10 protein-coding genes and 2 pseudogenes are annotated in these 14,189 nt (G+C 41.2%); 3 read left to right on the forward strand and 9 right to left on the reverse strand.

Annotated elements, in window-relative coordinates:
- Positions 1 to 9: 9 nt before the first annotated feature.
- Complete coding sequence (gene ychF / locus HWQ39_RS09335) at positions 10 to 1,101, forward strand: redox-regulated ATPase YchF (RefSeq protein ID WP_292843610.1); 1,092 nt, start codon at positions 10 to 12, stop codon at positions 1,099 to 1,101.
- Between the two features lie 168 nt (positions 1,102 to 1,269).
- Here ychF and HWQ39_RS09340 read toward each other — a convergent pair whose 3' ends face one another.
- From HWQ39_RS09340 to HWQ39_RS09350, 3 genes and pseudogenes are all read right to left on the reverse strand, one after another.
- Complete coding sequence (locus HWQ39_RS09340; RefSeq protein ID WP_292843612.1) at positions 1,270 to 2,181, reverse strand: hypothetical protein; 912 nt, start codon at positions 2,179 to 2,181, stop codon at positions 1,270 to 1,272.
- Between the two features lie 202 nt (positions 2,182 to 2,383).
- A pseudogene (locus HWQ39_RS09345) lies at positions 2,384 to 4,189 on the reverse strand (ATP-binding protein); the annotation flags it as partial.
- Between the two features lie 71 nt (positions 4,190 to 4,260).
- A pseudogene (locus tag HWQ39_RS09350) lies at positions 4,261 to 6,841 on the reverse strand (GAF domain-containing protein); the annotation flags it as partial.
- A 107-nt stretch (positions 6,842 to 6,948) separates the two neighbouring features.
- Between HWQ39_RS09350 and HWQ39_RS09355 the strand changes: the two are divergent.
- Positions 6,949 to 7,302, forward strand: coding sequence for a hypothetical protein (locus tag HWQ39_RS09355; RefSeq protein ID WP_179068595.1), 354 nt, complete (start codon positions 6,949 to 6,951; stop codon positions 7,300 to 7,302).
- Between the two features lie 880 nt (positions 7,303 to 8,182).
- Here the strand turns inward: HWQ39_RS09355 and HWQ39_RS09360 are convergent.
- The 3 genes from HWQ39_RS09360 to HWQ39_RS09370 all read right to left on the reverse strand — a co-directional run bounded on the left by HWQ39_RS09360 (position 8,183) and on the right by HWQ39_RS09370 (position 9,963).
- Positions 8,183 to 8,419 carry a DUF4327 family protein gene (locus HWQ39_RS09360; protein WP_094347157.1) on the reverse strand — a complete coding sequence of 79 codons (237 nt, stop codon included), beginning with the start codon at positions 8,417 to 8,419 and terminating at the stop codon, positions 8,183 to 8,185.
- Between the two features lie 795 nt (positions 8,420 to 9,214).
- Positions 9,215 to 9,634 carry a 30S ribosome-binding factor RbfA gene (gene rbfA, locus HWQ39_RS09365; protein WP_292843615.1) on the reverse strand — a complete coding sequence of 140 codons (420 nt, stop codon included), beginning with the start codon at positions 9,632 to 9,634 and terminating at the stop codon, positions 9,215 to 9,217.
- Between the two features lie 122 nt (positions 9,635 to 9,756).
- Positions 9,757 to 9,963 carry a DUF751 family protein gene (locus HWQ39_RS09370; protein WP_292843617.1) on the reverse strand — a complete coding sequence of 69 codons (207 nt, stop codon included), beginning with the start codon at positions 9,961 to 9,963 and terminating at the stop codon, positions 9,757 to 9,759.
- A 165-nt stretch (positions 9,964 to 10,128) separates the two neighbouring features.
- Between HWQ39_RS09370 and HWQ39_RS09375 the strand changes: the two genes are divergently transcribed.
- A complete protein-coding gene (locus HWQ39_RS09375) occupies positions 10,129 to 10,986 on the forward strand; it encodes a DNA adenine methylase (RefSeq protein ID WP_292843619.1) in 858 nt (285 codons plus the stop codon).
- Here HWQ39_RS09375 and HWQ39_RS09380 read toward each other — a convergent pair.
- From HWQ39_RS09380 to HWQ39_RS09390, 3 genes are all read right to left on the reverse strand, one after another.
- Positions 10,958 to 11,434, reverse strand: coding sequence for a PD-(D/E)XK nuclease superfamily protein (locus tag HWQ39_RS09380; RefSeq protein WP_292843621.1), 477 nt, complete (start codon positions 11,432 to 11,434; stop codon positions 10,958 to 10,960). The genes HWQ39_RS09375 and HWQ39_RS09380 overlap by 29 nt on opposite strands.
- Before the next feature lie 451 nt (positions 11,435 to 11,885).
- Positions 11,886 to 13,106: a HetZ-related protein gene (locus tag HWQ39_RS09385; RefSeq protein WP_292843622.1), complete on the reverse strand. Its 1,221-nt coding sequence runs from the start codon at positions 13,104 to 13,106 to the stop codon at positions 11,886 to 11,888.
- A gap of 405 nt (positions 13,107 to 13,511) precedes the next feature.
- A complete protein-coding gene (locus HWQ39_RS09390) occupies positions 13,512 to 14,171 on the reverse strand; it encodes an L-threonylcarbamoyladenylate synthase (protein WP_292843624.1) in 660 nt (219 codons plus the stop codon).
- Between the last annotated feature and the right edge of the window lie 18 nt (positions 14,172 to 14,189).

Genomic DNA, 14,189 nt, shown 5'->3' on the forward strand with positions numbered 1-14,189 from the left:
AAATCTAAAATGCTAAGAGCCGGAATTGTCGGACTTCCCAACGTCGGAAAATCTACTTTATTTAATGCTGTAGTTGCTAATGCCAAAGCTGAAGCAGCTAACTTCCCTTTTTGCACGATTGAACCGAATGTCGGTGTTGTCGCAGTACCGGATGAACGGTTAAATGTTCTTGCTAAGATTGCCAGTTCGGCACAAACTATCCCGGCGCGGGTTGAATTTGTAGATATTGCCGGTTTAGTTAAAGGCGCAAGTCAGGGTGAGGGATTAGGGAATCAATTCCTGTCCCACATCCGGGAAGTTGATGCGATCATCCATGTGGTACGTTGTTTTGAGAATGATGATATTATCCACGTTGCTGGTTCTGTTGATCCAGCGCGAGATATTGAAATCATTAATATAGAACTGGGTTTATCAGATTTATCACAAATTGAACGACGAATTGACCGTACTCGCAAACAAGCTCGTACCAGCAAAGATGCACAGTTTGAAGTCTCAGTCTTAGAAAAGTTAGCTGCGGCTTTAAATGAAGGTAAATCGGTGCGTCAGGTGAGCTTGAATGAAGAAGAAGCAGTAATTATTAAAGGACTGGATCTGCTTACTTATAAACCGATTATTTACGCTGCCAATGTCTCTGAGGATGAGTTGGCAACAGGTAATGATTTTGTAGAAAAAGTACGGCAAATTGCAGCTACAGAAAATGCTCAAGTTGTGATAGTTTCGGCTCAAGTTGAAGCAGAATTAGTGGAATTGCCAGAGTCAGATAAAGCTGATTTCCTCAAATCTTTAGGTGTGGAAGAAGGCGGTTTGAAATCATTGATTCGGGCAACTTACACACTTTTAGGTTTACGGACATATTTTACTAATGGCCCCAAAGAAACCCGCGCTTGGACAATTAATGCGGGAATGTCTGCACCTCAAGCTGCTGGTGTAATTCACAGTGATTTTGAGCGGGGATTTATTCGCGCCGAAACTGTCGCTTATAAAGATTTGGTAACAACTGGTTCGATGAATGCTGCAAAGGAGAAAGGATTGGTTCGCAGTGAAGGAAAAGAGTATGTTGTACAAGAAGGGGATGTAATGTTGTTCCGATTTAATGTGTAGGGTTAATTAATGAGTGACCGTTATCGATAAGATAATGGTCAACCTACATTAAGTTGCATAGGCTTTGCCCGCCGTAGGCATCGCCACCAATCAATAACTTGACAAAATGTTTAATATATGTATCTGTGACGCGATCGCCAATAAACCAACAATTCTCAAAATTATTGTTCAGCTACTTCCACCCACAATGTATACATAAGAACCTAAATTCTCATCATCTGTACCAACAACCACACCGCCTTCTGCACCAGGAACAAGTTCTATACCTTCAATTTTGTGGTAATCAGAGCGGTAGAAAGGAATGAGTTGAGGATTTGGTCGCCATGTAATTTTGCGATCGCATAATCCCAAGTAACCAGCAACATATACTGCTGACTGAAATGGCCCATCATCCCCTGCATCACTTGCTGAGGTGATGTAAACAATTCCTACTCGGTCTACTTTTAAATCAGAAATATGTCGTACATTTCCCAAGGGAAATGGCACTTTAAAGTTAGCATAACCGGAAAAGCTAATTTCATAAGTATTTGAGTTAAATTCCCCAAAATAAATAGTTCCTGTTTTTTCTCCCTCTCCACGATTACCCCAAATAGCCACTAATTTACCATCTATATATTGCAAGCCAAATGCTTCAAAGTTACTTTTTGGGGTAATTACTGGTAACTCAAATTCTTTGAGGATAGAGATATTTTTTGTTAATATGTCTAATTTTAGATAATAAGCTTTACCAGAACTACTTAAAGCGATAAAATCAGAATTTGATTTGTTGGGAACGGATGTTAAAGATTCTAAGTCGATGGGTAATTGTGTGTTATTTGGCCAGTTCAATGGAAAATATTCAGGTTGACTTTTACCCTTGATACTAACAATTGCCATACGTCCTTGATTTGGTTTTTTGTTGTCATGGACAATCAAAAAATCTAGTGAATTGCTTTGCTGCTCTATCAAAGCCATACCACTGATACCGAAAGGGATGCCACCGCGAACCGGACGCCAATCTTGTGCCGAAACTTCATGGGATATGAGTAGGAATGCAGCCAAGATTACTATGTTTATGATTAACTTGAAAAATAGAGGCATATTGATTTAGTCAAGCTGTGAGTATTAGTAACAGAAGTGTGTTAACTGATGCTCAATTAGATGAAACCCACCTCTGTAGGTTTTGTTTGTATAGACGCGGTTTCTAACCGCCCGTTTCCTGTTAAGTTGACACCAATGAGCAATGCTGTGCCCCTACAACAGATGTGGTTCAAATACATGAAAACTGCTGTAATTAATTGACTCAAGATAGTACTTTCTGTAGAGAAAGCAATAATTCGTTGATTGTATAGGGCTTCGACAAAAATGTATTGATACCAATGGCCGCTGCTGCACTGAGCTTATTGTCAGACATAAGTCCACTGCTGGCGATAATTTTGACTTGGGGGTTGATTTTTCGCAGGGTACGGATGGCAGTTAAACCATCTAGCGAGGGCAGCATAATATCCATGAGTACGGCACTAATTTTGTCTCTATTTTGAGCGTATAGTGCGATCGCTTCAATACCATCACTGGCAACTAAGATTTTGTAGTTGTGAGCTTCTAGTGATGTTCTGGTAATCTCTTGAATGGCAATTTCATCATCCACAACCAAAATCAATTCTTCGTGTCCTATCTGTGGTGGTAAATCTTCCGGGCTGAGTGTTTCCATTCCCTCCACGGCTGGTAAGTAAACCTGAAAGCTAGTGCCAGTTCCCGGTTCGCTATACACGTTCACAAAACCGCCGTGACTTTTAATGATTCCAAGTACAGTGGAAAGTCCCAATCCTGTGCCTTTGCCCACATCTTTTGTAGTGAAGAATGGCTCAAAAATTCGATCTAATATTTCCCCAGGAATACCAATTCCTGTATCGGAGACAGAAATAACTGTGTAAAATCCCACCTTGGCTTCCAAATTCATGCGGGCATAATTTTCATCAATCAACAGATTCTCGGCAGAGATACTCAAAGTACCGCCATTAGTCATAGCATCGCGGGCGTTAACGCAGAGGTTCATCAGTACTTGATGCAGTTGGGTGCTATCTCCAGAAACCATCCACAAATTCTGTGGTACATCAATACTTATTTCTATGGATTTTGGGAATGTCTCTTTCAGAATCTTGCCAAGTTCCACAATTATATGTCTGATCTGCAAAGTAATCCGCTTCCCTTCCACACCCCGCGCAAAAGACAGCACTTGTTTGACTAAATCAGCGCCGCGTCTAGCGTTTATCTGTAAAATTTCTAGTAGATGGCGAGTCCGTTCATCTGCACCAGGAAATTTCAGCGGTAGCAGTTGCGCTCCGGCCAAAATCGGTGTCAGGATATTGTTGAGGTCGTGAGCAATGCCGCTAGCTAAAGTACCAATACTTTCCAGGCGTTGGGCGCGAAATAATTGGGCTTCTAAGTGTTTTTTCTCGGTAATATCTGTGTCAACGGTGAGAATTGATTTAGGTTTTCCTTGTTCATCGCATATCAGACTCCAGCGACTAGCAACGAGGATTTCTTTGTCAGTTTTGGTAAGTTTTGTTAATTCACCCTGCCATTTACCTTGACTAATAACTTGCAATAGAGCCGCTTCAATTTCTGGTGAAGGTTCGTCATACAAAAGCTCACTAGCATTTTTGCCCCAAGCCTCTGTAGCTTGCCAGCCATAAAGTGTTTCTGCGCCTTTGTTCCAAAAGATAATTTGATTGTTTAAGTCTTGTACGCAAATGGCATCTGTAGTGACATCTAGTAATGCTGCTTGTTCGCGGATTTTTTCTTCTGCCAATTTGCGTTCGCGTAGCGCAGCTTGTCGTTCGCTAATATCTATACTGGCGCATGTCACCCCGACAATTTCTTGGGTTTCATTCCGCAATGGCTCGATAGTTAAATCGTAATATCGAGTTGTATCTTGGATGGTAATTGATACTTCCTCTCGCGTTCCTATACCTGTAGTCAGCACTCCACGTTTAATGGTGATGAGATGTTGAGCATCTTCTACTGGGATGATATCTAAGTCTTGTTTGCCCAATATCTTCTCAACCGTCAATCCAGATGGAGGATTGTAAACCCAGGTGTACCGTATTATTGCTTACTTGCTCTATCTGGGATTATGAAGTAGAAAGTCGAGCCTTGACCCGGTTTCGACTCAACCTAGATTCGGCCGCTGTGGCGTTCTATAATTTTCTTACAAATTGCCAGACCAATTCCAGTACCTTGATACTTGTCTCTACCGTGCAAACGCTGAAAAATTATAAAAATACGTTCAGCATACTGGGATTCCAAACCAATTCCATTATCACGCACCCAGAATAAATATTCGTTTTGAGTGGGGATTGGGGGGATGAAGAGGCAAGGGAGCGGGGTGCGGGGTGCAAGGGGGATGAAGAAAAATCTCCTTTTTTCCCACCCAATTTCCCCTGCTCCCTGCCCCCTGCTCCCTGCCCTCTGCCCCCCTGCTCCCTGCTCCCCTGCTTTCCCTTCCCCAGTCCCCAATCCAATATGAATTCGTGGCTGTTGATTCTGGCAAAATTTAATCGCGTTGGCAATGAGATTTTGAAGCACTTGTGTCAATTGAGTAGCATCAGCCATCACTTGAGGTAGGGGATCATAGGTGACAACTGCTCTACTATCTGCGATCGCTAGTTGGAGATTAGCGATCGCCTGCTCTAAGATTACATTACAATCAACCAGCATAAAGGGTTGTCCACGAGTGCTGACGCGGGAATAGTTCAACAAATCGTTGATCAAGGTCTGCATCCGCCGCGCCCCATCTACTGCGTAGGTGATAAACTGATCGGCATTGGCATCTAGTTGATTTTTGTATCTTCGCTCTAGTAGTTGTAAATAACTAGTTACCATTCGCAATGGCTCTTGCAAGTCATGGGAAGCGATATATGCAAACTGTTCCAATTCAGCATTAGAACGAGCAAGTTCCTGAGTTTGCTGGGTTTCTTTTTCTAATAGTTGCGCTTGAGATAAGGCAATCCCAATTTGGTTTCCTAATTGCTGTAACAACTCCGTCTCAAAGTTATTCCACTGTCGAGGTGCAGCACACTGATGAGCTAGCAACAAGCCCCAAATGCCATCTCTGATCAGAATCGGCACTACCAGATTCGCTCTGACAGCAAATTGCTGAAGAAATTTTCGATGGCATGGTTGGATATGAGCGGCTTCAATGTCTTCAATCGCACTGACTCTTCCCTGACGATATCTTTCTAGATATTGTTTTTTAAAGCAGGGATCAAAAATATTTTCTTCCAAAATTACTGGCCAACTAGACAGCACCGCTTCTTGTACCACTGTTCCTGAGCCGTCAGTCTCCAGTCGAAAAATTAACACACGGTCAGCTTGTAGTAATTTTTGTACCTCTGTCACCGAGGTTTTAAGAATTTCATCTATTTGTAAAGATTCTCGAATTTTCAGGGTGATTTCAGCAAATAATTGCGATCACAATTATTTGCCGTTTTAATTCTTCATCTGCCCGCTTGCGATCTGTGATATCAGTATAAGAACCCACCATCCGCACCACATCACCCAATGCGTCCCAAAGTGCCTGTCCTCGATCTAGAATCCATTTATAGCTGCCGTCTTGGCACTGGACTCGATATTCACAGACGTAAAACGGTGTTTTCTTGGCAAAGTGGTCTTGGAAAGCTTGAAGTACCGAATCTCGCTCATCGGGATGGATTCGTTTTGTCCATTCATCCCAACAGTTGGAAACTTCGTGGTCTTTATAGCCGAGCATTTCCTTCCATTGAGTTGAGAAGAACACTTCATTAGTCTTGAGATTCCAGTCCCAAATACCATCATTATTACCATGTAATGCTAATTGCCAACGTTCTTGACGTTCCCGTAGTGTTTCCGCTGTTCGCCGTCGTTCAGTAACGTCTTGAAAATAAATAGACAATCCCTCTTTTGCAGGATAAGCGTGGACTTGAAGCCAGCATTGCTGTGGCAGATAGAACTCCTCAAATTCGACACTCACCTGCTCTAAGATTGCCCTTTGATACTCACAATAGAATGTTGTGCCAATAATTTCTGGAAACATCTCCCAGATGTTTTTACCCAAAAGTTCATTCTGGGTTTTTTGCAATAACCGTTCTGCTTGACCATTAATGTAGGTGAATCGCCACTTTTTATCCAAGGCAAAAAAACCATCAGTGATGCTTTCAAGCAAATTAGTAATGCGGGTTCTGGCAGCTTGCTCGTGCGCCATTAGTTTTTCGGTAATTTGAGATACCTCAGCTACATGACGCCTGAGTTCTAGTTGGTCGATTACTAGGCGACTTAGAGCTACAAGCGCCTCTATTTGTTTTTGGCTTATTTGCCGTGGGATTTGGTCAATCACACATAGGGTTCCTAGCATATCTCCCATTGGAGTAATTAAGGGTACACCTGCACAAAACCGTATATATGGATAGCCAGTCACTACTGAATTGCTTGTCAATTTTTCATCAGCTAGGGTATCAGGAACTACCACAACATTACGTTGCTCTTGACAAAGATAAGATAACCCAACACTCCGGGGCATTTCTGATACATCTAAACCTACTTTTGCCTTAAACCATTGACGGTTTTCATCAATGAAATTTACCAAGGATATAGGAGTACCGCAAAGAAATGCCGCTAACTGAGCAAGATTGTCGTAGGCTTCTTCAGGTTCAGTGTCAAGAATTTGATACTGGCGGAGAGCTTCTAACCTCACCGTTTCTGTATCAAGATGTCTAGCTTTCATTAACTTTTTTTAATAAATCTAGAAAATACGGAAAACTATGAGAATGGGATTCAGACCCCTTCTTCCGGTAATATTAGTACTTATCAAGAAGTTTTAATAAAAAAGATATGTCTTCAACTCCTCTAACATTAAACCTAATTGAAGGTTCAGTCTCCTTTAGTTTTTCACCCCAAGCAGCACGAGAATTAAAAACAGCAACAGATCAACTAATGGAGCGCTTGAAAGCTGTCGCCGCTAAACCCACTCCTGGCGGTGGTAGAGTCACTCCCCAGCCTCCCCTAGAATATCGCTATACGGGTGAAGTATTTTTAGAAGTTTTTTGTAATCCTAATATTTGGCCAACGCCCTTCGCAGCCAAAGTTTTGCTGACTGTCCGCAACATTAATATCCGCTTGACTACCGAAGCTGAACTTACTCGCATCATTGAAGACATTAATCAGTATTTAGAACAAGTAGGTTGACAACTCCTCGCCCTAAGAGGTTGTTTGAAAAGTCCTATTGTAGGTATCAAAACGTTCTAGATCTCCCTAAATCCCCCGATCAATTGGGGGACTTTAATTCCGGTTCCCCCCTTTATAAGGGGAGCCAGCGCGGTCTTGGGGTCTCCCCAAGTAGAGCGACTGGCGTGGGTTAGGGGAGATCAACAAGTGCCTAAAATGACAGTCAAATACTTTTCAAGCATCCTCTAAAGGTACGAGGATTCTTCCTTCATACAACATTACCTTTAAAAGCAGTGCTTTTAGACGGTCTTACACGTTGTCCAGAAGCGGTAGCGAGATGCCCTCCCGCCAAAAGTCGTAAACCTATCCTTCAAGAACGCTTCTGATATTTTCTGATATTTATAGCTGCGCTAATGTCTCTGTCATGCAGCGATTTTGGATTTTGCGAAAGTTGAGCCAGTTGCTTGCGGAGGTTCCCTGTTTTGTCGCAACTGGTGACGATTAGCCTGACTTAGACAAACTTTTTAAGGCGGATTTTGGCTTTATAACAGCAAGCAGACTATCGCTTCCCTCAAGTAAGGGATGCTATAAATAGCGAGTCAAAATTGGAGTTCCTACACTTCTATCAGAGCAATGTAGGAACGTCACAGAATCTACATACTAAGCTCAAGCAAACACACCAGATGTACAGAACAAATGGTTCTGATGCCTTCTTTAACTTGAAAAGCTGTATAAATTCAGACTCAAAGGCTTCTGTGTTAATCAAAAACTCAAGATTCTGTATAGGGCAATGCTCATCAAAAACCAGAGATTATCCCCCAGATTGGTTGTCGAATCGTTAATGGTGACATTCACACATCGAAAATAAGCTCCCAATCCGAAATCCGAAATCAAAAATTGATTAGTCGTTGTCCCACTGTTCACGACCAATTAGGTCGCCAATGCGATCGCGCAACAAAAAGTCACATTTCTCTAATTCACATTCAACGCAAACCCACTCTCTAGCTGGAATGTATTGGCAGAGGCTATATATTGGCTGTTGCCGGCTAACCATTCCCTTTTGCACCAGTCGGCGTGCTTCGTCTTGAATCACATCTAGAGAGTAGTAATTGATAGAAGGCACCGTATTCACACTCATGTTTTTTACTCACAAATTAACACTTACGATAGTGTTCCCGTTAATAATTAGGAACAAACATTACAGAAATTAGACTTGTGGCTAGGATTTTGTAGTTTGCTATACGGAACTATTTTTATTTTGACGCTACATCTCCTGAAATTATCTCAAGAAATGTTAAGAAAGTCAACAAATCCTGACATTTTCTTTAAATCCGCTTTACAAAAAAAATTCTGAGTAGTTAACTTAACCTGCTTATGTAACTGTATGACTTTGATGCCACAAGTCTGAAAGTCTTGCCATTACTGTATTTAGGCAAGATTTGGTAGGTGGGAAGAGTTTATATCGCGATTCGCTTACATATCAAATAGTTACCTTAAAGCTTGATCTCTAACTGCGGGTATTCATCTAAGGGTAAACAACACAATAATATTTGTCAGTTACTAGGGTATAAATTGTTGCAAAACATAACGGCTAAAGTATACTACAAAGGCTTTTACCCTAGCATCTGTTAAGAATTTCTTAAGTAAAACCGTAATTATTTTAGGTTAATTTCAGCACTTACACTAAACAGTTTTCCTTAAATAAACATCTGCAAAAAGCTGGAGTCAGGCAATTCCAAATCAAACAATATCTAATCGCTGTGGGAGTAGGAGAAGGGAGAACACTAGAGTAGGACGAAAGCCAAGACAAGTACTGAAGCCCTGAATTAAGTTATGGTTACATTAAAACAGACGCGATCTCGTCACGTCTGTAAAGTGTTTGGCGGATTTGCTGAGATTAATTGTTCTGAAGTTACATTGTTGTTTTAGTTACTTATTCGGAGAATTCATCATCATTTTGATCGGTGCTATCTTCTACTGCTACGAGATTTTCTGGCGGGCGATCGTGATTAAGTTGATTTAGCAGTGCCAATACTTTATTACCGCGTTCTATAGAGCGATCTTCGAGAAATATCACTTCTGGTGTACGACGTAGCCGTACCCGCGCTCCAAGTTCGCTACGGACATAACCTGTGGCCGACTTTAAGCCTGCCATTGTTTCTACTTTAGCTTCATCTGTTCCATAGATGCTGACGTAGATTTTGGCGTGTTGGAGATCGCCAGAAACATCAACATCAGTAACACTAACCATTCCAGTACCCACACGGTCATCCTTAATGCCGTTGAGTAGCATTTGGCTAACTTCCCGTTTGATCAGTTCAGCAACGCGGGAAACCCGACGATTTGTAGCCATAAAAATTTCGCCTCATCACAGAGGTTGTACGACAAAAATAGATGCAGGTTGGGTAGACAGTACTTAGCGCGAACAACGCAAGAGCAACCGTCTGTGGGGCACAGCCCCGATATAACACTAGTCTAGATTGCACTCAAGCCCAGCATTGCCCGTAGAGTGAAAGTCAGGAAGACTAGACTGCTCACCAATAAACCCAAGATAGCGATCGAGGTGACAGGGCGTTTCAACAGTGGCACTAATGGCGCAAAGGTGTTTAAAAACAAGCCTAAAACGATAGTAATTAAGTACCGAGGGTAGCGAAAGACGTTATCCCAAAATCCGTCAAACATCTGAATTTAAACTGCCTTGTTATATACTTACGTTTGTTTTGATATGCTTTACCTACTCAATTGTAATATATGTGGCTAGAAATTTAGCCAGTTAATCTAAAATTTGGCTCTTCGGTTATATTGGCTTTATTTAGTTGTGATTATTTTTAGTTAAATCGGAAGTAAATGGTAATTCAAATCTCCAAGGAAATTAGCCCGCGTCCATTTTTGAAGTGGGCAGGGGGCAAAAGTAGGTTGATACAGCAATATATTCCTTATTTTCCCAAGAATTATAAAAATTACTATGAGCCATTTTTAGGTGGTGGCGCAGTTTTTTTCTATCTCCAACCAAGTGCAGCAATGTTAACTGATATTAATGCCGAATTAATTAACACTTATTGTTGTGTTAGAGATCATGTTGAGGAATTAATTTCTCTGTTGAAGGAGCATAAAAAACGACATGACAAAGATTATTATTATAGTGTTAGAAATAACTCTGGCGGTACTGATATAGAAAAGGCTGCTCGTCTAATTTATCTTAATAAGACTTGTTTTAATGGTCTTTATCGAGTTAATTCACAGGGTAAATTCAATGTGCCTTTAGGCAGATATGAAAATCCTAATATTTGTCATGAAAATTTGCTGATAGTAGCCTCAGAAGCACTTTATTATGCAGAAATTAAACAAGCAGATTTTACAGAAGTCTTAAACCATGCTACTAGCAGTGATGACTTTGTATTTTTTGATCCGCCCTACTATCCTATCAGTGACACTAGCTATTTCACTGCTTATAGTCAAAATTGTTTTAGTAAAAAAGACCAAGAACTTTTAAGAGATACTTGTGCAGAGTTAGCAAGTCGTGGTGTCAAAGTTATGGTATGTAATTCTGATAGCGAATTTATTAAAAAAATTTATACTGATATCAATTTTGAAACCTATAAAATTAAAGCAACCCGTTCAATTAACTCAAATACAAAAAATAGAGGCATGATTGATGAACTACTAATTACATCTTTTAAAGATTTTTATTTGCCCAAGCAATGAATCTGTCTAGACTATAAACTGCTAATAAATTAGGGTTATCATTAACTCTTGCTTTCAGCCATTTGCTTGCGCCTTCTCGCATACCTTCACCGCCTAAAATTACAATAGTTGGTGCAGGATAATAATTCTCGATGTTCATATTCAAGTAAGGAAACTTTTCATCAACCGAACCGGGGCTTTCTTGCCATTTACACTCGAAAATTAAACCAGATGGCATTGCAGGTGAGCCGACAACATAAAAATCAACCTTCAGATAGGTATGATAAATTCCAGTTCCAATATAAACTTCTTTTCCATAACGTTTTGGTAATAAAGCAGCATTTAATATAAATTCTTTTTGGACATAGTTCCCTACTTGGAAATAATTATATCCATTTAAGATTGCTTCTACATTTCCTTCTAAAATATTCCCAGACTTATTTGCCCGTCCGCCTTGAGTCAGAGCCATCTTCAATCCCTCTGCCAAAAGTCCTGCTTATTATAGGATTTCACAGAAGTAGTAAAAAAGGGTCAGTTGCTTAATATGAATTTTTGATTTTGACTAAACAAGGTTGGATTAATAGGTAAAAAATTCGATTTTATTGGTATTTTTGTACTAAAAAAATACAAACGTATTAATAATTTGGATCGGGAACGAGTTACTAATTGAGGACTGAGGTAAAATAATGAAAAAACGAACCGTATACTCCTACGGAGAAGTAAGCTACGCACAGCGTCTCGTAGAGAAGGACGCAAAGGAATAAGAGTTTCAGATAGTTATTGCGTAAGTTCTACCATTCAGGGGAATATGAAAGGAATGGAGTTTTCCTTTTCTCTTTGCCCTTTAACCTTTTTTTTAACTTCTCTAATGACTGGGATTGAGCTTGGCTTAGATAAATATTAGTAATTTCGCCTTGATCTCAACCCGTCTGGGCTTCAGTATGACCGTTGCGGATAGACCATGCTATTTCTAAAAGTTGAGTCCAGCGCTTTTGCAGCTGTTTGGGGGTGCATTTGATGGCTTTGGCGATCGCAACGTCGTTTTCCCGTGCAGTTTTTAACTCTAATATTTGCTGTTGCTGTTCTGTGAGTTGATTCACAAAGATTTCCCACTGCTGGGAAGATAAACCCAACTTTTGCTCTAAACCCGCGCCTAACCATTGATGTACTAATTGCCAGTGGTGTTGTTTGGCAAACTTTTCGACGTGGTATTTAAAGCGTTGTTGGAGATAATCACGCTGACGGCTGGTTAAACCGAGAATTTGGTCAATTTCGGGGGCTGAGAGGTCTTGAAGTTTCAAGCTGAGGTAGTTCATACAATCAGATTGACCTTGAGACTCCAGGTATTTCATCAATTCTGTAATGACGCGATCGCGTTCTGATTCTTCAGATGGATCGAAATTAGTTTGGGCAACCATTTGCGATCGCAGTTGTTGCACCGCCGAGTTACGCTGGTAAGACTCTGCTTCTTCACCCTTAGCAGACTCTACCGCCAGTTCAATATCCACAGTCGTTTCTTGGGGCTGACGACGAGCAAAACCTTGGGCGCGCAAGATAATCAATTGCTGATTTGCACCACCAGGTAAATTGATCCGGCGTTTGGCATACTGTTCTGTAAAAGCCATGTATTCAGCTAATTGCAGCTGAGTACGCGGCGTGTGATTCTCTGGTAGTTCGTTTTCTCTACGGAAAGCTTTGATTGCTTCGATATAAAATGCTTGTAAAAAATCTTCAATCAGGCTGTAACGAGCATCAAAGCCCAACTCAGAGCCGGACATAGTTACATGACGGTAAACCATAGCACCCAAATTGCTATGTAATTCTACCCGCCCTTGTTTGGAACCCAGTTGGTAGTAACGTAAGCATTTTTGCATCCGATGCCTTCCCAACGTCATCTGCCAGGACTTGATTTCCCCAGATGTTTGAATGCGGGAGCTTTTATCGCAAATGCGTTCTACTTCTACGGCTATGCGCTTTGCTAATGCTTCTACGCACTTGGGTGTTGCTTTCACTTGCGCTTGCATTTCCTCAGACAGCAATTGAATCAAGCGATCGCTGCTGCTATCTGAAAATTCTTCAGTCGAAACGTGGTTCTCAAAAATGGGTGTAGAGTTTGGTAGATTGACGACGTTAGATTTCATGACTTTTCCAGTAGTATTGCACCGTAATTACAACGCAGACACAGCAATCAAGGCTGTCCAAGGCTTGTGAATCTTTAGGCATTCATCCATCAAGACTTGCCGTATATAATGCTCACATCTAAAGCTCATATATCAAAACTATAGGAAATACGAAAGAGTTACAGTTATGGCAATGTGTCGGTTTCCTTCACAAGCCACCATCTCAACGCTGGCACACGAGTACCCGCTATTTTCTTAAAGTTGTCAAATACCTTACTGTGCCAAGTTTTGCCACCATCCTCTGATATCGACTGCCTCACCGAGCAGCCCATTCTAGACATCGCTTTTAAATATGACAATTTTAAAACTGGAGTTATTTTTATCACAATTTCCGAAACGGAAAGGTGCGCCTGTGAAGTGGAATTTTTATACCCATGCGGCTGCTGTTTCCCAACCTAAACCCCTCCGTATAATTGCTGCTCCGTCTCCAGTCATATCTAAGATGGTAGATACTTCATAAGTAGGTTCCTCGCCAGTGTCTACAATTATGTCTACCAACTTGTCCAAACGATCGAATAGCTCTACCCGCGACTGAACAATTTCTGGATCTATCCGAACTATGCCATTATCTGCTTCATCTGGTGGCAGATGTGCTGAAGTTGAAATAATCGGATTGCCCAATGCTGCCAGCAACTCCAAACATACAGTATGGTTTGGTACTCTAATTCCAGTTGTTTTCCGCTTGGGGCTTTGCACCAATCGCGGTACTAACTTCGTAGCTGGGAGCAAAAACGTGTATGGCCCTGGAATCAGGCGTTTCATAATCCGATAAGCTGTGTCACTTACGAAGGCATAAGTTGCCACATTTGAAAGCGAGGGACATAAAAATGTCAATGGTTTATCGTTTGCTAGCTGTTTGATTTGCCGCACTCGTTCTACCGCCGATTTGACATTCAAATCACAACCGATGGCATAGACTGTATCAGTAGGGTAAAGCATGACTGCGCCACTAGAGAGCGCCGACTTTATTTCCTCTATTCGGCGAGTTTGAGGATTATCCGGATGAACTGGGAAAATTTTTGCCATAGGACGGGGATTGGGGAA

Origin of the sequence: Nostoc sp. NMS8, assembly GCF_017115045.1 — a bacterium.
GTDB lineage: Bacteria > Cyanobacteriota > Cyanobacteriia > Cyanobacteriales > Nostocaceae > Nostoc.

What these genes read in the sequence shown, in the direction of transcription:
- HWQ39_RS09375 (WP_292843619.1), top strand. Translation starts at nt 10,129, where the DNA reads ATGGTAATTCAAATCTCCAAGGAAATTAGCCCGCGTCCATTTTTGAAG.
- HWQ39_RS09340 (WP_292843612.1), bottom strand. Translation starts at nt 2,181, where the DNA reads ATGCCTCTATTTTTCAAGTTAATCATAAACATAGTAATCTTGGCTGCA.
- HWQ39_RS09355 (WP_179068595.1), top strand. Translation starts at nt 6,949, where the DNA reads ATGTCTTCAACTCCTCTAACATTAAACCTAATTGAAGGTTCAGTCTCC.
- HWQ39_RS09390 (WP_292843624.1), bottom strand. Translation starts at nt 14,171, where the DNA reads ATGGCAAAAATTTTCCCAGTTCATCCGGATAATCCTCAAACTCGCCGA.
- HWQ39_RS09360 (WP_094347157.1), bottom strand. Translation starts at nt 8,419, where the DNA reads ATGAGTGTGAATACGGTGCCTTCTATCAATTACTACTCTCTAGATGTG.
- HWQ39_RS09380 (WP_292843621.1), bottom strand. Translation starts at nt 11,434, where the DNA reads ATGGCTCTGACTCAAGGCGGACGGGCAAATAAGTCTGGGAATATTTTA.
- HWQ39_RS09370 (WP_292843617.1), bottom strand. Translation starts at nt 9,963, where the DNA reads ATGTTTGACGGATTTTGGGATAACGTCTTTCGCTACCCTCGGTACTTA.
- rbfA (WP_292843615.1), bottom strand. Translation starts at nt 9,634, where the DNA reads ATGGCTACAAATCGTCGGGTTTCCCGCGTTGCTGAACTGATCAAACGG.
- HWQ39_RS09385 (WP_292843622.1), bottom strand. Translation starts at nt 13,106, where the DNA reads ATGAAATCTAACGTCGTCAATCTACCAAACTCTACACCCATTTTTGAG.
- ychF (WP_292843610.1), top strand. Translation starts at nt 10, where the DNA reads ATGCTAAGAGCCGGAATTGTCGGACTTCCCAACGTCGGAAAATCTACT.